Source organism: Chelatococcus asaccharovorans, assembly GCF_003201475.1.
Taxonomy (GTDB): domain Bacteria; phylum Pseudomonadota; class Alphaproteobacteria; order Rhizobiales; family Beijerinckiaceae; genus Chelatococcus; species Chelatococcus asaccharovorans.
Genome location: NZ_QJJK01000012.1, coordinates 131,736 through 150,328 on the forward strand (window position 1 = coordinate 131,736; position 18,593 = coordinate 150,328).

At 62.2% G+C, this 18,593-nt stretch carries 19 protein-coding genes; 5 read left to right on the top strand and 14 right to left on the bottom strand.

What is annotated here, in order from left to right:
- Positions 1–3: 3 nt before the first annotated feature.
- From cyoC to C7450_RS25705, 3 genes are read left to right on the top strand one after another with little or no spacing between them, the layout of a single operon-like run.
- On the top strand, positions 4–639 hold the full coding sequence (cyoC, locus tag C7450_RS25695; protein ID WP_110377329.1) for a cytochrome o ubiquinol oxidase subunit III: 636 nt from the start codon (positions 4–6) through the stop codon (positions 637–639).
- Positions 636–1,031 carry a cytochrome o ubiquinol oxidase subunit IV gene (gene cyoD, locus C7450_RS25700; RefSeq protein ID WP_110377330.1) on the top strand — a complete coding sequence of 132 codons (396 nt, stop codon included), beginning with the start codon at positions 636–638 and terminating at the stop codon, positions 1,029–1,031. The genes cyoC and cyoD overlap by 4 nt, the downstream gene beginning before the upstream one ends.
- Positions 1,028–1,870 carry an SURF1 family protein gene (locus C7450_RS25705; RefSeq protein ID WP_245450117.1) on the top strand — a complete coding sequence of 281 codons (843 nt, stop codon included), beginning with the start codon at positions 1,028–1,030 and terminating at the stop codon, positions 1,868–1,870. The genes cyoD and C7450_RS25705 overlap by 4 nt, the downstream gene beginning before the upstream one ends.
- Here C7450_RS25705 and C7450_RS25710 read toward each other — a convergent pair.
- The 3 genes from C7450_RS25710 to C7450_RS25720 form a co-directional block, all read right to left on the bottom strand.
- Positions 1,863–2,396, bottom strand: a complete 534-nt coding sequence (locus tag C7450_RS25710) for a response regulator transcription factor (RefSeq protein WP_110377331.1) — start codon at positions 2,394–2,396, stop codon at positions 1,863–1,865. The two genes, C7450_RS25705 and C7450_RS25710, sit on opposite strands and share 8 nt — an antisense overlap.
- Positions 2,386–3,687, bottom strand: coding sequence for an ATP-binding protein (locus C7450_RS25715; protein ID WP_245450118.1), 1,302 nt, complete (start codon positions 3,685–3,687; stop codon positions 2,386–2,388). The genes C7450_RS25710 and C7450_RS25715 overlap by 11 nt, the downstream gene beginning before the upstream one ends.
- Positions 3,688–3,865: 178 nt before the next feature.
- The gene (locus C7450_RS25720) at positions 3,866–5,329 is read right to left on the bottom strand and encodes a catalase (RefSeq protein WP_110377332.1); all 1,464 of its coding nucleotides are present in this window, start codon (positions 5,327–5,329) and stop codon (positions 3,866–3,868) included.
- Between the two features lie 159 nt (positions 5,330–5,488).
- On the opposite strand from C7450_RS25720, the gene C7450_RS25725 reads away from it, so the two are divergent.
- Positions 5,489–6,412, top strand: coding sequence for a hydrogen peroxide-inducible genes activator (locus C7450_RS25725; RefSeq protein ID WP_110377333.1), 924 nt, complete (start codon positions 5,489–5,491; stop codon positions 6,410–6,412).
- A gap of 153 nt (positions 6,413–6,565) precedes the next feature.
- On the top strand, positions 6,566–7,540 hold the full coding sequence (locus C7450_RS25730) for a hypothetical protein (RefSeq protein ID WP_146227533.1): 975 nt from the start codon (positions 6,566–6,568) through the stop codon (positions 7,538–7,540).
- 119 nt (positions 7,541–7,659) lie between these two features.
- On the opposite strand, the gene C7450_RS25735 is transcribed toward C7450_RS25730, so the two are convergent.
- From C7450_RS25735 to C7450_RS25785, 11 genes are all read right to left on the bottom strand, one after another.
- Positions 7,660–8,655: a Gfo/Idh/MocA family protein gene (locus C7450_RS25735; protein WP_110377335.1), complete on the bottom strand. Its 996-nt coding sequence runs from the start codon at positions 8,653–8,655 to the stop codon at positions 7,660–7,662.
- A 33-nt stretch (positions 8,656–8,688) separates the two neighbouring features.
- Positions 8,689–9,582 carry a sugar phosphate isomerase/epimerase family protein gene (locus C7450_RS25740; protein ID WP_110377336.1) on the bottom strand — a complete coding sequence of 298 codons (894 nt, stop codon included), beginning with the start codon at positions 9,580–9,582 and terminating at the stop codon, positions 8,689–8,691.
- Entirely contained in the window at positions 9,579–10,415 is an 837-nt protein-coding gene (locus tag C7450_RS25745; RefSeq protein WP_110377337.1) for a carbohydrate ABC transporter permease, read from the bottom strand. The genes C7450_RS25740 and C7450_RS25745 overlap by 4 nt, the downstream gene beginning before the upstream one ends.
- Entirely contained in the window at positions 10,412–11,329 is a 918-nt protein-coding gene (locus tag C7450_RS25750) for a carbohydrate ABC transporter permease (protein ID WP_110377338.1), read from the bottom strand. The genes C7450_RS25745 and C7450_RS25750 overlap by 4 nt, the downstream gene beginning before the upstream one ends.
- An 8-nt stretch (positions 11,330–11,337) precedes the next feature.
- On the bottom strand, positions 11,338–12,564 hold the full coding sequence (locus tag C7450_RS25755; RefSeq protein WP_110377339.1) for an ABC transporter substrate-binding protein: 1,227 nt from the start codon (positions 12,562–12,564) through the stop codon (positions 11,338–11,340).
- A gap of 235 nt (positions 12,565–12,799) precedes the next feature.
- Positions 12,800–13,462, bottom strand: coding sequence for a GntR family transcriptional regulator (locus C7450_RS25760; RefSeq protein WP_170147434.1), 663 nt, complete (start codon positions 13,460–13,462; stop codon positions 12,800–12,802).
- A gap of 206 nt (positions 13,463–13,668) precedes the next feature.
- A complete protein-coding gene (locus C7450_RS25765) occupies positions 13,669–14,334 on the bottom strand; it encodes a GntR family transcriptional regulator (protein WP_110377341.1) in 666 nt (221 codons plus the stop codon).
- Positions 14,335–14,440: 106 nt separating this feature from the next.
- Positions 14,441–15,259, bottom strand: a complete 819-nt coding sequence (locus tag C7450_RS25770) for an ABC transporter permease (RefSeq protein ID WP_110377342.1) — start codon at positions 15,257–15,259, stop codon at positions 14,441–14,443.
- A complete protein-coding gene (locus tag C7450_RS25775) occupies positions 15,256–16,137 on the bottom strand; it encodes an ABC transporter permease (protein WP_110377343.1) in 882 nt (293 codons plus the stop codon). Before C7450_RS25775 ends, C7450_RS25770 begins: the two co-directional genes overlap by 4 nt.
- Before the next feature lie 234 nt (positions 16,138–16,371).
- The gene (locus tag C7450_RS25780) at positions 16,372–17,445 is read right to left on the bottom strand and encodes an ABC transporter substrate-binding protein (protein ID WP_110377344.1); all 1,074 of its coding nucleotides are present in this window, start codon (positions 17,443–17,445) and stop codon (positions 16,372–16,374) included.
- 67 nt (positions 17,446–17,512) lie between these two features.
- On the bottom strand, positions 17,513–18,589 hold the full coding sequence (locus C7450_RS25785) for an ABC transporter ATP-binding protein (protein ID WP_110377345.1): 1,077 nt from the start codon (positions 18,587–18,589) through the stop codon (positions 17,513–17,515).
- Between the last annotated feature and the right edge of the window lie 4 nt (positions 18,590–18,593).

Below are 18,593 nucleotides of genomic sequence, written 5' to 3' on the forward strand. Positions count from 1 at the left end.
GCCATGACAACAGCCCTCAGCACCGCGAAGGTCGAGCAAGGCGCCACCATCTTCCATCTCGCGGAGGATCACCATCAGGAAGAGGGGTCGAGCACACTGCTCGGCTTCTGGATCTATTTGATGAGCGATTGCCTCATCTTCGCGGTCCTGTTCGCGACCTATGGCGTGCTCGGCGGCAACTTTGCGGCGGGACCAGGACCGAAGGATCTCTTTGAGCTCCCGCTGGTCGCGCTGAACACGTCGATGCTCCTGTTCTCATCGATCACATACGGCTTCGCCATGCTGACGATGGCGCAGGGGCGGGTTGCAGCCACGCAGATCTGGCTTGCGGTCACAGGCCTGTTCGGCCTCGCCTTTCTCTCGATCGAACTCTATGAGTTCACCCACATGTTTCACATCGGCGCGACCCCGCAGCGCAGCGCCTTCCTGTCATCCTTCTTCACGCTCGTCGGCACCCACGGACTTCACGTGACATTCGGTACGATCTGGCTCATCACCCTGATGGTCCAGGTCGGGCGATATGGCCTGATTGCGGCCAACCGGCGGCGCCTGACGTGCCTCAGCATGTTCTGGCACTTCCTGGACGTGATCTGGATCGGTGTCTTCACCTTCGTCTATCTCATGGGGATGCTTCGATGAGCTCCGATAGTCACGCCGCCCCCGCGCACGGCCACGACGGCCACGGCGAGAGCCACGCGGCCGGCCCCTCACACGGGACCCTGCGGAGCTATCTCGTCGGTTTTGTGCTGTCGGTCATCCTGACCGCCGTTCCGTTCTGGCTGGTGATGGCCCGTCCCATCGCCAGCAACGAGATCACAGCGGTTGCCATCATGGCCTTTGCCGTCGTGCAGATCGTGGTCCACATGATCTACTTCCTGCACATGGACTTCCACTCGGAAGGCGGCTGGACGATGATGGCCCTCATTTTCACGCTCGTCATTGTCTTTATCGCACTCTCCGGCTCGCTCTGGGTCATGTATCACCTCGATACCAACATGATGCCTGGCCAGACGATGGGACAGGCTCCGTGACAGGCTCACCCGGCACGGTGATGTCTCCCGGTCTTATCGATGGGGAGAGGCACCCTGCCGGTCGCGGCGGCAGCGCGGACACCGCCGTTGCCGTGGGGCACCGCTCCTCATGGCTGCTCGCACTGCTCGTCATCATCGCGCTCATCGGCGCGGCCGGCTTCACGGCCCTCGGTATCTGGCAAATTGAACGGCGCGCCTGGAAACGCGACCTGATCGCGCGCGTCGAGGGTCGCATCCATGCCCCGGCGGTCACCGCGCCGGGACCGGCGGCCTGGCCTCAGATCAGCATTGCCAATGACGAGTACCGCCGTGTCACGGCCAAAGGCGAATTCCTTAACGACCGCGAAACGCTGGTCCAGGCGGTCACGGCGTTGGGCGGCGGCTACTGGGTGCTGACGCCTTTCCGTACCGCCGACGGCTTCACTGTCCTCGTCAATCGGGGTTTCGTGCCGCCGGAACTCCGAGATCCGGCGACACGCCCGACCGGGCAGGTCGGCGGCGAGACTACAGTCACCGGCGTCCTGCGCCTGACAGAGCCGAAGGGCGCCCTCCTCCGCGAGAATGATCCGGCCGGCGATCGCTGGTATTCACGGGATGTCGCCGCCATTGCCAAGGCGAGGCACCTGCCAGATGCGGCCCCTTATTTCATTGATGCGGACCGCATCGTCCCGCCGAACCCCGGACCGGTCGGCGGCCTGACGGTTACGGCTTTTTCCAACAACCATCTCGTCTATGCGCTCACATGGTTCAGTCTGGCGCTGATGGTGCTCTGGGCGGCTGCCTTCGTACTGCACAGAGACTATCGCTTGCGGCACCAGCCTGCCGGCACGATCAACTGACCTGCTTTTTCTCGAGCTTGCGCGCAAGCGTACGCCGGTGCATCCCGAGCCGCCGCGCGGCTTCGGAAATGTTGAAGTCCACTTCCACGAGCGTTTCGTGGATACGTTCCCATTCCAGCGTCTTGATCGATGTCGGCCTGACCGTCATGGGGACGGTGGGGTCCCCTGCGCCCCGGCCCAGTGCCGCCTCGATTTCATCGGTATTGGCGGGCTTCGCCAGATAGTGGCAGGCCCCGAGCTTGATCGCCTCGACGGCCGTCGCGATGCTCGCAAAACCCGTCAGCACGACGATCTTCATGTCCGGATCGTGGTCATGAAGCATCTTCACGCATTCGAGGCCGGAGCCGCTGGCCAGCTTGAGGTCGACCACCGCATAATCAGGCGCGGCCTGCTGCAGGACAGCGCGCGCGGCATCGATGCCGTCACTCACGGAGACAACATAACCACGGCGCTCGAACGACTTGCGCAAGGCCTTGGCAAAGGACGCATCGTCTTCAATGATGAGAAGAACGGGCTCAGCGTTCACGGCTGCCTCCGGAGGAAAGCGATGCGATCGGCAGCGTGAGTGTCACCGATGCGCCGCCACGCGGATGATTCTCGGCCTTGACGGTGCCGCCCAGCTTGCGCACGACATTGATCACGAGGAACAGCCCGAGGCCGCCGCCCGGCCTGTTCTTGCTGGAACGATAGGGCTTTCCGAGCTCCGCCAGAATCCTGTCGTCAAATCCGGACCCCACGTCGCTGACCGAAAGAACGAGATCGTCCTCATGGCGCCGGACTGTCACGCCGATCCAGTTTGGCGAAGCCTCGTGGGCATTGTCAAAGACGTTGAAGATGACCTGCTTCAGGGCCGGGTCGGAGATGATGGCGGCATCGGGGCTGAAGGCGCTGACATAGTCGATATGGGTTGGCGAACGGCTCGACCGCCACTCGGCAACAAGATCATCGATGAAGGCATTGACCGTCGTCCGGACCGTGCCCTCGCCCCTTGCCTCCCCTGACGACATGAGGATGCCCGATACGATCTGCTTGCAGCGATCGACCTGGCTCTGCATCTCACCAATTTCCTCGAGCAGGTCGGCGTCGGCCTTGAACTCCGGCATGCGCCGCCAGTCGTTCAGAATGACCGAGAGCGTGGCAAGCGGCGTTCCCAGTTCATGGGCTGCACCCGATGCGAGCAAGCCCATGCGGACGATGAGATTTTCCTCGGCAGACTGCTGGCGCATCGCCGCCAGCCGCGCATCGCGGTCCCGCAGATTGCGATTGATCCGCGTGGTGAACAGCACGAGCAGGCAGGCCGCCAGGATGAAGCATACGAACATGCCCTGGATATGCAGGCTGAAAAGCGCGTGCACGTCACTGTGTGGAATGAGGAGCGGCCGATAGATCGCTGTGAGCGCGAAAAAGCAGCCGCTGGCAACAGCGAGAAGCGCCCAGACAAGGCGTTCCTGCAGGAGCGCGGCCCCCAGTGTGATCTGCAGAAGATAGAGAGATATGAAGGGATTGGACGCACCGCCGCTGAGAAAGAGCTGTACGGTGAGCGCCGCGACATCAAGGATGAGCGCCAGGAACAGTTCGGTATCCGATATCGCGGGCGCGAGACGGTGGCGGATCAGACTGCCGATATTGAGCGCCACCAGGAAGAGGAGCACCGCGACCATCGGCGCAAGCGGCAGCGGGATGCCGAACCAGAACTGAACGAAGAGGATGGTGATGACCTGACCGCATACCGCCAGCCACCGCAGATGGATGAGCAGCAGCAGGTTCTTCTTGCTGGTCGTATCGAGAACGGAAATCGCCGCTTCCTCGCTGGTCACTCAAGGCAAGCCGCACGCGTTGCGTCGCCGCGCGCGCTCACATGCCCGCCTTATAGGTGATGCCCAGGGAAAAATCGACGCCTGCCCGGGAACGCCTCGCCTGAGGACGATGGCTTCATCGCGAGGCAAAAAGAAGCCCGGACAGAAGTCCGGGCCCTGGCAAATCTGCGCTGACGCTTTACTCAGCGGCGCGCTTGACGACTCTGGCCGAAATGAGATCGCCCGTTGCCTGGTCGATGCTCGTCCAATACCAGATGAAGCGTTCCTTGATGGCGTCCACCGTCAGCGCATTGTATTGACCGACGAGGGTATCGACCAGGCGATCACGCTGCTCCTGGGTGAACACCTTGCGGATCAAGGTACCAGCCTGCCCGAAATCGTCGTCGTCGCTCCGCAGCGTGTAGGCCGAGCGGACAAACTCTCCGTCCGTCTCCCAACCGCGGCCTTCGGAGGCCAGCGCGGGGTCCGCCTTCGGGCCAGCGAAGGAGTTCGGTGCGTAGACCGGCTGCGTGTGGGCGGCAAACCCGTGGCGCATGGGGCCGTCCTTGGCATAGGAATGGACCTCGGAGACCGGGCGGTTGACGGGCAGTTCGTTGTAGTTCGGGCCGATGCGGTAGCGATGGGCATCCGCATAGGAGAACACACGCGCCAACAGCATCTTGTCGGGGCTGACATCGACGCCCGGCACGAGGTTCGAGGGCGCGAAGGCGGCCTGTTCGATCTGCGCGAAGTAGTTCTCCGGGTTGCGGTTCAGCACGTACTCGCCGACCGGGATGAGCGGATAGTCGGCATGTGGCCAGATCTTCGTGAGATCGAACGGGTTGAACCGGTAGGTCTTGGCGTCCTCATAGGGCATGATCTGCACGGAGACCTTCCACCGCGGGAAATCACCGCGCTCGATCGCCTCGTAGAGGTCACGCAGATAATAGTCGGCATCCGTCCCGGCGATCTGCGCCGCCACATCACCGGAGATGTTCTGCTCGCCCTGCTGGTTGTGGAAGTGATACTTCACCCACACGCGCTCGCCGGCCGCATTGATCCACTGGTAAGTGTGCGACGAGTAGCCGTTGAGGTGGCGCCAGGACGAGGGCAGGCCGCGGTCGCCCATGAGATAGGTGACCTGGTGGGCGCTCTCCGGAGACAGGGTCCAGAAATCCCATTGCATGTCGGCATCGCGCAGGTGACTGCCGGGCAGGCGTTTCTGAGAGCGGATGAAATCCGGGAACTTGATTCCGTCGCGGATGAAGAACACCGGCGTGTTGTTGCCGACGAGGTCGTAATTGCCCTCGGTCGTATAGAACTTGAGCGCGAAGCCGCGGACATCGCGCCAGGTGTCGGGCGAGCCCAGTTCGCCGGCAACGGAGGAGAAGCGCTGCAGCATCGGCGTTCTCACGCCCTTCTGGAACAGTGCCGCCTTCGTGTATTTGGACATGTCCTCGGTCACGACGAGCTCGCCGAAGGCGCCGCCGCCCTTGGCATGCACGACGCGTTCGGGCACCCGCTCACGGTTGAACTGCGCGAGCTTCTCCACAAGATAGACGTCGTGCAGGACGACCGGCCCATCCGGCCCAACGCTGCGGGAATGCTCGTCAGACGCGACAGGCGCGCCAGCGTTGGTGGTCGTGAAATTCTTCGCAGCCATGGCCCTCTTTCCTCAAGCAAGCGAACGCCTCGGCGCGTATCCCCCGCCGGTCGACGACCGCGGATCTCGCGCCTGGAATTTTTCTAAGGAGATTTCTGGCACAGCACGTCCATAGGTTCAAATTGCATTTTCCGCAATCTATGATAGGATTTTCCTATTGTGATAACCATCAAGCAAATGAGATATTTCGACGCATTGGCCCAGGCTCGGCATTTCGGCCGCGCGGCCCAGCTTGTGCATGTCAGCCAGCCGGCCTTGTCGGCGCAGATCATGGACCTTGAAGCTGCGCTGGGGGTAAAGCTCGTCGAACGGAACAGGTCGCGCATTCTTCTGACACGCGACGGCGAGGCCCTTCTGCCGCGCATCCAGCATATCCTCGCGCAGGTCGCGGAGCTTGAACAGGCGAGCCAGCACAAGCACGGCCCGCTCTCCGGCGTGGCGCGCATCGGGGCTATTCCAACCGTTGCCCCCTATCTCGTGCCGAAGCTCGTTCCTTATCTCCGCGCCGTTTATCCGCGCATCGAGATCGAGCTGCGTGAAGCGACTACGGACAAGCTTCTGTTGGAACTCGAAGAAGGACGCCTTGATGCGGTCGTTGCCGCGCTTCCCGTCGCGGGCGATGGACTGTCCGTGCGTCCCCTTCTGAAAGACCGCTTCTACATGGCCGTGGCGGAGACAAGCCGGGACGTGCTCGCCTCGCCGCTGACGGGCGCGGCGATCGATCCGGGGCGGTTGTTGCTGCTGGAAGAAGGCCATTGCCTGCGCGACCAGGCCCTCGAGGTCTGCAGTGCGGCGCGCCCCAACACCGTGATCAATATCAGCGCGACCTCAATGACCACGCTGTTGCAGATGGTGAACCATGATCTCGGGATCACACTCGTTCCGGAAATGGCGCTGGACGCCGAGGTTTCCCATCACCGCCTGCGGGTCGTGCCCTTCGCGCCGCCTGTGCCTGCCCGCGAGATCGGACTGATATGGCGGCGCAGCAATCCTGATATCGCCGATATCGATGCGCTCGCCGAAGCGATCATCGCCACGACGCCCCATGTGGAAAATGACGCCCCGTGTGGTCAATCAGGATAGCGCCTGAGCGCACGAACCGGGCCGCGCCTTTTGTCGAACGGCCCTCCAGTATCCATGCTCTGAACGCCCTCCTTATTGCATGGAATGGCGATGATAGCCCCCGAATATAATTCATAATTGCCACTCGGTATTTCTCTTATTGGGGTGTGTATCATGCCTTCCTATACATTCAACGACTTTATCGATGAGCTTGGCCTCTATCATTCATCCAATCGCTACGATGCGGTCAACAGCACCAATCATTTAGGGCGCTTCCAGTTCGGGGAGGCCGCTCTCATCGACATCGGCATGGTGCGGAACGACGGGAAGCCGTTCGACAACGACTTCAGCGGCGGGTGGACGGGAAAGCACGGAATCAACAGCAAGGAGGAGTTCCTCGCCTCGCATGTGGCGCAAGACACGGCCATCCATGACTTTCTCGGTAAGCAAGCCCATTTTCTGAGGAACTACCTGCATTATGATGGTCAGAGCATTGATGGCCAGGAGATCTCTCTCTCAGGCCTCCTGGGGGCCGCGCATCTCGCCGGAGCAGGCGGGGTCAGGCGCTTCCTGAATTCAGGCGGCGATTACAACCCCAAGGATGCCAACGGTGCCTCGCTCACCGACAGTCTCAATCATTTCAACGGTTACGATGTTCCCTACACGGTCGACCCAAGCCGAAACTATACATTTGTCGGCAGCAACGGGCCCGATACCATCCGTGGCTATGACGGCAATGATTATTTCGCTGCAGGGGCCGGCAGGGACACCTTCGATGGTGGCGACGGTGAAGACACCATCGCATTGTCGGGGCTCAAGTCGGAATTCACGATCACACGCGGCGAGGCACCCGCCACCTGGGAGATCGCGCGCCAGCTGGACGATGGCCGCAGCGACCTCAAGAGCCTGCGGAATGTCGAGCTGGTCAGGTTCGAAGACGACGAGATTGTCGACTTGCGCACCATGCCGTCCGCCGCGCCCGGCGAAGAGCAGATCGTCGCGCCACAAGCTGGTCTAACACCCACGTCCGTCCGGACCGTCAGGGCACTGCCGTCAACGCCGAACGATCCGGGCTTCGACGAAGATGTATCGGTGACACCGGTCGGCTTGCCGGCGAGCTTTGACGCGAGCGACATGCCGATCCTGTGATGCAGCAATCGTTCCCCGCGGCAGGTCCGATACTCACACCAGCGCTCGGTCCCGCAGCTTAGGGCAAGTCCGTCTTTTGCGGATTGGCTCCGCTCAGAAATAGACGAGCAAATTCACCACTAGCCGATGGCTTTTTCCAGCAAAGCCATCGCGCGCGCGCCATCCGCCGCGTTCGGGACGGGCACGCGCTCCCCGCGCGCCGCGCGTATGAATTCGCCGAGAAGAGCGTGATAGCCCTTGTGGTCCTCGTTCGCCGCGGCGGTGAGGTTTGGTTCCCAGACGAGCGTATCCTCGCCGTCGACGAGGCTCGCGTCGAGCTTGGCGACCTTGAATGGTGGATTGCGGTAGTAGCGCACCTCATGGACGTTGCGCACTTCGACCCGGCGATGGTCGCCCATCACCTGCCACCATTCCATCGGCGTGCCGCGCGACTGGTGGGTCCCCATCACCAGGGTGCCGATACCGCCATTGACGAAGCGGAAATCGACATGCAGCAGCAACTTGCCCGGTTCGATCTCGTGGCGCCGCGCGCTGATGTCCGCGACCTCACCCATAAGATGCGGCACGAGATCAAAGTAATGCACGCAATGGTGCAGGTAGAAGCCTGTATAGTCGACGTCTTTGGCGAAATAAGTCGGCGCCGTCATATATTGACCGAGGAAGCTGGCGGTCGCGCCGAATTCCCCGGAATGGATGACGTTCGCCGCAATGCGGTTGGCTGTCGAATAGCGCTTCATGAAGCCGAGAACCACGGGCACACCGCGGGCTTCGGCCGCATCCGCCAGTTCCTGCGCCTGGCGGGCCGTCGGTGCCGGCGGCTTCTCGATGAAGATCGGCAGGCCCCGGGCGACAGCGGCGAGGCCGATCTCGTAGTGGAGCTGCGGCCCGACGGCGAGGCCGACGGCGTCGATATCGTCGCGCGCGAGCAGCGCCCGCCAGTCGGTCAGCTGGTTCTCCGGCGCAACGCCGTAACGCCGGCCGGTTGTCGCCAGCCGCTCGGTGGACATGTCGCACAGCGCTTGAATCACCGCGTCGTGGCGGGTGAGCTGGGGCAGCAGCATCTCATTGGCATGGGTGCCGCAGCCGATCCAGCCGATACGCAGGGGGGTGGTCATGTCAGTTCTCACGCGACAGGGTGAATGGACAGGTCAGGCCGTCTGGCGCGCAAAGGCGAGCGCGGCCTTGAGATAGGCGATGCTGGCGGCGAGCTCGCCATCTTCGTTCACGGTGGGAGCCCGCCACTGGGCGAGCGTCACACCCGCGCCCTCGTCGGACCGGCGGAACGGCTCCAGCACGATCGGACCGGTATAGGCCACATCGCGGATGGCGCGGGCGACGCTTGCCCAGTCGATATGACCGGACCCCACAAAACCGCGGTTGTTCTCGTTCGCCTGGAAATGGACGATCTTCGATCCCGTCTTGCGGATCGCATCGGCGATGTCGAACTCCTCCATATTCATATGGAAGGTATCCAGCATGACGCCGACGGCCGGATTGTCCACGCGGTCGACGATCTCCAGCGCGTGCCGGGCCGTGTTGCAGACGTCGCTCTCGAAGCGATTGAGCGGCTCCACGCCGAAGGCGACGCCCTGGTCTGCCGCGCGCCGGCCGGCCTGCTTCAGCCCGGCCACGACCGCATCGACGCGGCGCTTGCGCTCGTCCGCGGTGATGGGTGTGGGCGCGCGGCCGGCGAAGACCATCGGCGCGCCGTAGAGCGGGCCGCCGACGATGGTAGCGCCCAGGGCGGCGGCGGTATCGACCGTGCTCTCGAGATAGGCGACACCCCCTTTATAAGCGGCCTCGTCGGCACTGGAGAGATCCCGCGCCAGGTTGACGCGCGCGGCCAGCACGCAGGAAAGGCCCGCATCGGCAATCGCGGCCTTGGTCTCGCGAAGGTCGAGCTCGCCCGGCTCGGGGACGAGCAGCTCGACCACATCCGCGCCCGCCTTCTTCATGCGATGGAAGCAGTCGAAGTGGTCGCGCGTGAACGGGCGCGCATAGAACATCGAAATAACACCGATGGCGTTCTCAGTCTCAATCATGATTTCACCGCGCCGGCCGTGAGCCCACCCACGAGCCGCTTTTGCACCACAAGGAAAAGAAGTGTCACAGGCAAGGCAATCAACGTGCCGCCTGCCGTCAGAAGGCCCCACTGGACCGTGAATTCACCGATGAAGAGCTGCAGCGCCACCGTCACGGTCCTGACAGCCTGCCCCGAGAGCATCATCGCGAAGAGATATTCGTTCCAGGACGTAATGAAGATGTAAATTCCCGCCGTGATCAGGCCGGGCAGAATGAGCGGCAACACGACAAGCCGGATCGTCTCCATCCGAGTTGCGCCATCGATCATGGCAGCTTCATCAAGGTCTTTCGGGATGGCGTTGAAGTAGCTCGTCAGCATCCAGATCGCAAAGGGTATCGAGAATGTCGAATGTCCGATGATGACGCCGAGATAGGTATCGATCAGCCCCAGATTCCGCATCATCAGGAAGAGCGGAATGATGAGCAGGACGATCGGGAACATGTTGATGACCAGGAAACCGGTCATAAGGCCGGTGCGCGCCCGGAAGCGGAACCGTGAAAACGCATAGGCTGCAGGAACCGCGACCCCGAGCCCGAGGACGACCGCTCCCGTCGCAATGACGAGGCTGTTGAAGAGGCTTCCGGCGAAAGAGGTTCGGGCGATCAGGTCGCGATAATGGTCGAGCGTCGCGTTCTTCGGCAGATACTGGACGGGGAAGACTGCGAGTTCGGCCTGCGGCTTGATCGAGGTCAGGATCATCCAGACATAAGGCGCGATGGCGAAGACTACGATCAGGAGGATCGGTATCTCGACTTCGATGAGCCTGCGTGTATAGGAGCGGCGTTCGATCATCGCGACAGGTCCCGCGAGGCGCGCCGGACATAGGCCCAGACGACGGCCATGAGCAAAAACGTGAGGATCAGGGCAAGCGCGGCGCCATAGCCGAATTCCATGCCCGTATAGGCCCTGATGAAGGCATAGAGCGGCAATGTGTGGGTGTCGTATCCCGGGCCGCCGCCGGTCATCACCAGGATGACGTCGAGCGAATTCGCCACCCAGATCGTGCGCAGCAGGAGTGCCGTTGCGATGACGTCGGCAATGGACGGCAGGGTGATCGAGAACAATTGTTGTCGGGGCGTTGCGCCATCGATTTCCGCGGCCTCGTAGAGCTCCTGCGGGACGGTCTGCAGGCCGGCAAGGATCGTCACCGCGAAGAACGGAAACCCCTGCCAGATGAGGGCAAACATGATGGCGTAGAGGGCGGTCGACGGATTGGCGAGCCACGCGATCGGCGTCTCGATGACCCCGAAGCGCAGCAGCGCGTCATTGATCACGCCAACATTGAAATCATACATCCAGGTCCACATCAGCCCGATGATCACGCTGGGAAGCGCCCAGGGAATGATGACGAGCGAGCGGGCGAGGCTGCGCCACCAGAAGCTCTGGTTGAGGAGCAGCGCGGTCCCGAGCCCGAGCAGAAACTGCAGGCCGACGACACCGACGATCCAGATGAAAGAATGGCCGAGCGAAATCCAGAACACCTCGTCGCCGAGGATCGCTCTGAAGTTTCCGAGCCCGATGAAGCGCGTGTCATCGGGGGCGTAGAGAAGGTAATCGTGCAGGCTGAGCCAAAATGTCTGAAGAACAGGAACCAGAACAACGGCGGCCGTCACCAGCAATGCGGGAAGCAGAAACCAGAACGGGGTGAAGTTGCGCCGCGATGGCGGCGCAACCGTGTGAGGATAAGACGACGTAATACTCGCCATGGGACTCGTCAGCCGTGGAAGTGCTGTTCGATGGCCTTCATCATATCATCGGGCGAGATCTGCCCGGTGAGCGCGCGCTGCATGTTGGTCGGCCAGATGCGGCCGATGAAATCGGGCGTCTTCGGGCTGTCCGGCAGCGGACCGGCGATCGACACCGACGCGCGGCTTGCGTCGACGAAGCGCTGCGGCACCCAGTCGGCATTGGCCTTCGACGAAACCGGCAGCTGGCCCGTGAGCTTCGTCAGCGCCGTATTGTTCTCGGCCGTCGACAGGAAGCTGATCCAGCGGAACGTCGCTTCCTTCGCCTTGCTCGCCGCAAAGATCGCGTTGGATTCGTCGCCGAAATAGGTCCAGCCCTTGCCGTCGGGACCGACCGGCACACGCTTCGCGGAGACCTTGTCGCCCAGCGCCGCCTGAATTTCGGCCGCGGAACCGACGTGGTGGATCATCATGCCCGTCCGCCCGGCTTTAAAGGCGTCGACGATCTGCCGGAAGCTGTCGGTCGGAGCGGAGGCCGGCACGATCTTGTCCTTCGTCGCGAGATCGACATAGAACCGGTTGGCCGCGAGCGCCTTCTCGGTCACCATGCCGCCCTTGTCGAAGCTCGCGCCGCCACCAAGGACGAACGGCCCCCAGTTGTCGAAGCCGCCGGCGCCGCCGCGCATGCCGAAGCCCGCGACGTCGCCCTTGGTCAAGGCCTTGGCGACGGCCTGGAAGTCCTGGAACGTCTCGGGCGCCTTCAGGCCGGCTTGCTGCAGCAGGTCCTGACGGTAATACAGATAAATCACGACATATTGCAGAGGCAGATAGTACTTCTGCTGCGACCCGCCGCCGACGATTTTCCAAATATTGTCGTCGATATCGGTCCGCGCGTTCCATTTCGCGAGGAACGGGTCCAGCGGCTCAAGCGCCTTCATCGAATGCAGGCGCGCTGCCCAGGACAGGCGCACCATGGCGCTGTCGGGCGCATTGCCGGCGACGAGGGCGGCAAAGAGCCGGGTCTGATAGTCATTGCCGCCGCCCCACGGGATCGCCTCGGCCTGGATCTTGATCCCCGGGTTTTCCTTCTCGAATTTGGCAACGAGGTCGGCGGGAGAGTTCTGCGGGTTATCGAAATGATACCACCAGCGCACGGTCGTCGGCGCCTGCGCGATCGCCGGCGCGGCGAGGGTAGAGGCGAGCGGTGCGCCGACGGCCGCGGCACCCACGAGTTTCAGGAAATCTCTGCGTTCCATGTGTTTTCTCTCCCAGGATATTGTTCTTCGATTGCCGGGCGATCTCAGCTTCGCCCAACCGTCCCCTCCGGCGCCCCCGCCGATTTTTTGGGCGGAAACGCCGCGCCTTCCTGTCTCAGCATGTCAGCGCGCCTTGCCACCGCAGGCTCTCAACGGCGCTCGTCATCCTCTCTGACATGAACCAGCCTTGCCGCCGCCCCTCCTTCGCAGAGCAGAACGGAAGAGGCCATGACGACTATCTGACCGCGTCCGACGGCTCGTCTTCGAGCACGATCGTATCGATATGCAGGCCGAGTTCATCGGCAAGCCCCTTTCCGTCGCGCGCAGCAAGCCGATCAATCAAGATGTCGTGGCGCCGCGCCGTCTCGTCGAGAGATCGGCGATGGCGCGGCGCCCACAGCTTGGACCGATGGGTATGCATGATGCACCGCGCGAGGATCTGCTCGAGCGCCTCGAGCTGCGAGAGCCTGAAGATCGCAAGATGAAAATCCTTGTCCGCCTCGATGAGCTGGAACTCATCGCCGGCGTCCGCGGCTTCGTTCATCGTCTCGCGAATGGCCATGATCGCATCGAGCGAGCGCGCGTCGACATTCCGGGTCGCGCGCTCCGCGCCGCGCATCTCGAGGCGCCGCCGCAGCGCCAGCATTTCCTCCGCCTCCTCGTCTTCCAGGCGCGTGACAACAGTGCCGCGGCGCCCGGTGCGAATGACCAGCCCATCTTCCTGCAGGCGCAGCAAGGCCTCCCGTATCGTGCCCTGACTGCAGCCGATCTCATGCGCGAGACCGAGTTCGGTCAGCACGGACATCGGCTTGAGCTCGTTCAGCATGATCCGCCGCTTGACGATTCCGTAAACGTGATCGGCTGGACGGATGAGTTTAACGGCTGAGCTGTTCATCATTATAGATATCGATAATGACATCGAGAACGATCGTCAAGCTGAGTCATCGCGGGACGCGTGCGAAGAAGCGCGACCGCGTCCCCTTTGCGGGAGCTGAAAATGCGCGCCGGAAAAAGACGAGCGTCCGAAAGCGGGAGCGCAGATTGCCGGGCCGCCGTGCTACCCCCCCCCGGGGGGGGGGGGGGGGGGGGGGGGGGCAGATGCGCTCACGCCTGGACGCGGGCGCGGACGATCGTGAGGACGGTTTCGAGATGATCCCGGATCGCCGCCTCGGCGCGGGCGGCGTCGCGGGCGACGAGGGCATCGGCGATGGCGACATGCTGCTTTTGCAGTTGAACCACCTCGGCAGCGTTACCGGCGGGTGCAAGCTCGCTGTCGGAATATTCGTAGAATTCCTCGATGAGGTTAGCGAGACGCGTGCTCGCCGACAGTTCACCGAGATGGAGGTGGAACTTCCGGTCGAGATTGGCGCGCTGCTGTACCGCCATCGTCGGCAAGGCCTTCAGAATGCTCTGGCATTCCGCGCGAAAGGCGGCCAGCTCCGCATCGCTTGCCCGCATGCAGATCAGCCGCGCCGCAGCGCCTTCAAGGCTTTGGCGCAGCACGATGACTTCCGAGAGCTTCGAGCTGGTGTCCTCCACCACGACGCCACCGCCGGGCAGGCGACGCACGAGCCCTTCCAGCTCGAGCTTTGAAATGGCCTCGCGCACCGGGGTGCGACTGACATTCAGGAGTTTCGCGATGGCTGTCTCGACGAGCCTGGACTGGACGGCAAAGCGCCCCTGCAAGATGGCGCGCCGCAGCTCCCGGTGGACATGCTTGACCACCGGCTCGCGTTGCACAGCTTGCAAAAGCTCGATCTCGCCATTCATTGAGAGCCGAACCCCACTCCTTCGTCAGCATCATGAAAAGCCATAGCTTCCCCTGCCGTCATCGGCCAGCCCCAAAATTGCGTCGCCGCGCGCCCTGCCATCGCGATCATCCCCGCGATGACAGTTTCTGAATGAGGGCGACGAGCCATAACCCGAGAACGGAGATCAGTGTCATCAAGGTGGATACGGCCGCAATGGTCGGATCGATGATCTGCTGAACATTCACCCAGATCTGCCGCGGCAAGGTCGGCGCGGTCAGCTTGGTCAAAAACAGGCTGAGGATGATATCGTCGAAGGACGCGATGAAGGCGAACAAGGCTGCGCTGATGATCGCCGGGCGCAACATGGGAAAGGTGACATGGCGCAGTGCGGAGAGCGGCGAGGCGCCGAGCCCGCGCGCCGCCCATTCCAGCCGCCTGTCGAAACTGTAGAGCGCTGCCGAAATGATCATGACGACATAGGGCATGGCGATCAGCGTATGGGCCGCGACGAGCCCGAAGGTCGTCCCGAGGATCCGCATGCGGACATACAGAAAATAAAGGCCCACGGCGATGATGATCTTCGGGATGATCAGCGGGCTCATCAGGAAGATGCGAACCGCGTTCTTTCCGGGGAAGCTCGAGCGCACGAGCGCCACCGAAACCATGAAGCCCAGCACGAGGGAGAGGATCGCCGTCAAGGTGGCTACCAGAAAGCTGATGCGCGTCGCGGTCATCCACATGGGGTTCGAGACATAGGCCTCATACCAGCGCAGCGAAAAGCCCTGTGGCGGAAACTCCATGATGTCGCCGGGCGAGAACGAGACGACGACGATCACGACGATCGGCGCGAAGAGGATGGCGAGAACCGTGATCGAGAAGGCCGCCAGAAGAATACTGACGGGCGATCGGCGCGAGGGCGCCAGGGTCATGCGTTGCGTGCTCATCGCGCACCTCCCCACATCTTGTCGAAATCGACGTAACGGTTGGCAAAGATCTGGATGGCGACAGAAACGACGAGCAGGATCATCGACAAGGCAGCTGCCAGTGTCCAGTCCAACGCTTCGTTGATCTGCAACGCGATGACGAGCGGCAGGGTCGTCTGGTCCGGACCGCCGAGCAAGGCCGGCGTGATATACATTCCGACAGCCAGCATGAAGACAAGAAAGCTGCCCGCGAATACACCAGGCTTCGTCAAGGGGACGAAGATCGCAAAGAACGCGCGTAACGGTGAAGCTCCGAGATTCCGCGCTGCAAGCATCAGGTTGCGGTCGATATTGTTCATCACACTGAACAGACACAGGATCATATACGGCAGCAAATAATAGGTCAGGCCGACGAGAACGGCCGTATGCGTGCCGAGGAAGGGCATGGGCTCATCGATCCAGCCGAAGCTTATCAGGGTCGTGTTCACAAGCCCTTGCCGGCCGAGAATGACAAGCCAGGCATAGGTGCGCACCAGCCCGCTGCTCCAGAACGGGATGAGCACGAAAGCCATGAGCACGACGGTCCATGTCTTGTTGAGCCCGACGAGCCAATAGGCCACGGGATAGCCGATGCCCAAGGTCAAGACGAGGGTCACCACGCCGATGACCATCGTATAGCCAAGAACCCACCAGTACACGGGCTCACTGAAGAATTCGGCATAACCGGCAAACGTAAAGCCATCACTCCATATGCTGCTCCACAGCATTTGCAGAAGTGGCCAACCGAAGAAAACGACATAGAAGACGGCCGCCGGTGCCATGAGCCAGGGAAAGCGCCCGGCGAGGCGCCTGGGCCCTCGGCCGGCCGCCGCAGGGATCGGGAAGGTGGTATCCGTCATCGGTTGCTCAACCTCATGGAGATCCGGCACGCCGGGGCAGAAACCCCGGCCCGGCTGCACCCGCCGACATCACGCAAGACCATGGTTTGGATTGCCGCTCTATTTTGCTTGGATGGTCTAATACGAACCTGCGTGATCTCTGCCCTTCCGGCGTTGCGCGGGCTTCGCCGGAAGGTCCATTTTCGACTACGCGATCTCGAATGTGCACATACTGGACACGTCCGCTGAGTTGCTTCAGCGGACCGCCAGCCGCGCCCAACCCTTCGCGATATCGGGGCGAGACTTGCTCAGGAACACCGTATCGATGGGACGCCCGAGGGCCACCGTCTCCGGATTGCCGGGCAGGAGTTTGGCGACCTCCGGCGATATGAACTTATAGGCGTCGACGTTGATCGGCCCGTAATTGGTGGGCGCGGCGATCTTCGCAAGGACTTCGGGCTGGCACACATAAGCCAGGAACTTCATCGCATTATCCTTGTTAGGCGCACCCTTCGGGATCGCGAAGAAGTTCGGGAAGGTGAGATGCTGGTTCCAGTTGATCGCAACAGGCCGACCGGCTGCGACCAAAGGCCCGACACGGCCGTTGGGGATGATCACCATGTCGGCCTCGCCGTCGGCAAGGTATTGTGCGACCTGCGCATAGCCATCGGCGAAGATCATCGCGCTGCCGAGCGACTTGATCTTGTCGAAGGCTGCATTCAGATCGAACGGATAGAGCTTCGCAAGGTCACCATTGATTGCGAGCGTGGCCTGCTCGACCGGCGGACGGGTCGCGCCGATCGAGGCGCGCTTGCCCGGGAAGGCCTCGACGTTCCAGAAGTCCGCCCATGTCTTGGGAGCCTTGTCCTGCGGAACCTTGCTCGTGTTATAGGCCATGACCATAGCCCATTGGATGGTAGGCAGGGCAAAGGCCTTCTTCATGTCAGCCGGGATCCCGGCCTGACAGGACGCGGGAATCTTCGACCAATCGATCTTCTCGAGAAGTCCGGCCTCAGCCAGTGCGGTCATCGTATCCGCAGAGATATCGACGACATCCGCTTCGACATTGCCGGACTCGATCATGACCTTGAGCTTGGCGAAATTATAGCCGGAGGCCTCGGAAACCTTGACGCCGCTCTGTTCCGCGAAAGGCTTGAACCATTCTTTGCTCTGCGCGTCCTGATAGCTGCCGCCCAGCGAGAGAACGACCAGTTCGCCGGCGTTCTTATCCTGCGCGACCGCGGCCCCCGCCCCGACCAGCGCAACAGTCACGGAGAGGGCGGCCAAGCTCCGCTTGAGCCGGCCCGAAATCTGACGTCCTTGCAACATGCGAAATCTCCTCTGGATTGTATTTTTTGGATCAGCGAAATTGCGTCGTTCTCGGCTGCATCCTCTTTCAAGTCTGCAGTATGACACTATCGGTCGTTTTCCATCCCACCATCAGTTCATCGCCTTCGACAATTGGCATGCCGATGCCGCGATTCGGGCGTTTGACCTTCACTTCCACGCCTTCCGCGATGCGAACCCTGTAAAGGGAGGAATCGCCTAAATAGATCTCGCCGGTTATGCGTCCGGGAACCTTGTTGGGGAGCGGATCATCGGCCTTGCACAGCCGCAACCGTTCCGGCCGCAGGAAGATGACGGCGGAAGACCCGGCCGGTGCATCCGTCGGCGCGATCGCGACGGAGTGACCGGAGATGAGTTCGCATCGGCGCGCCTCCCCCTGGTCGCCGAGACGGCACGGGATGAAATTCGACTCGCCGATGAAATTGGCAACGAAGCGGTTCTGCGGCCGCTCGTAGATGTCCCGCGGGCTGCCGTAGCTGGAAATGCGCCCGCCATCCATGACCGCGACGACGTCCGACATGGTCAGCGCCTCTTCCTGGTCATGGGTGACATAGATCACCGTCAGGCCAAGCTCGCGCTGGATACCCTTGATCTCTTCCTGCATCTGCAGGCGCAGTCGCCGGTCGAGCGCGCCGAGCGGTTCATCCATCAGCACGAGCGAGGGACTGAACACCATGGCGCGCGCCAGGGCCACACGCTGCTGCTGTCCGCCCGACAGCTGTTGCGGATAGCGCTTGGCCAAGGCCTCCAGCCCGACCAGCTTGACGAAGGTGGCTATCCGGTCCTCCGCTTCCGACCGGGCAACACCGCGCATCCGGAGCGGAAACCCGACATTCTCCCGCACGGTCATATGAGGAAACAGCGCGTAGCTCTGAAAGACCATGCCCATATCCCGCTTGTGGGCGGGTACGCGCGTCACCGAACGGCCGTTCACGAGAATTTCGCCAGCGGTCGGGTCGACGAAACCGGCTATCATCATCAATGTCGTCGTCTTGCCGGAGCCGCTCGGTCCGAGCAAGGTGAGAAACTTGCCTGGCTCCAGATCGAGCGAGACGCCGAGCACGGCGCCACTGCCATCGTAGTATTTCTCGAGGTCGCGTAGGGAAAGGCTTGCACCCTGCGGCATTTCA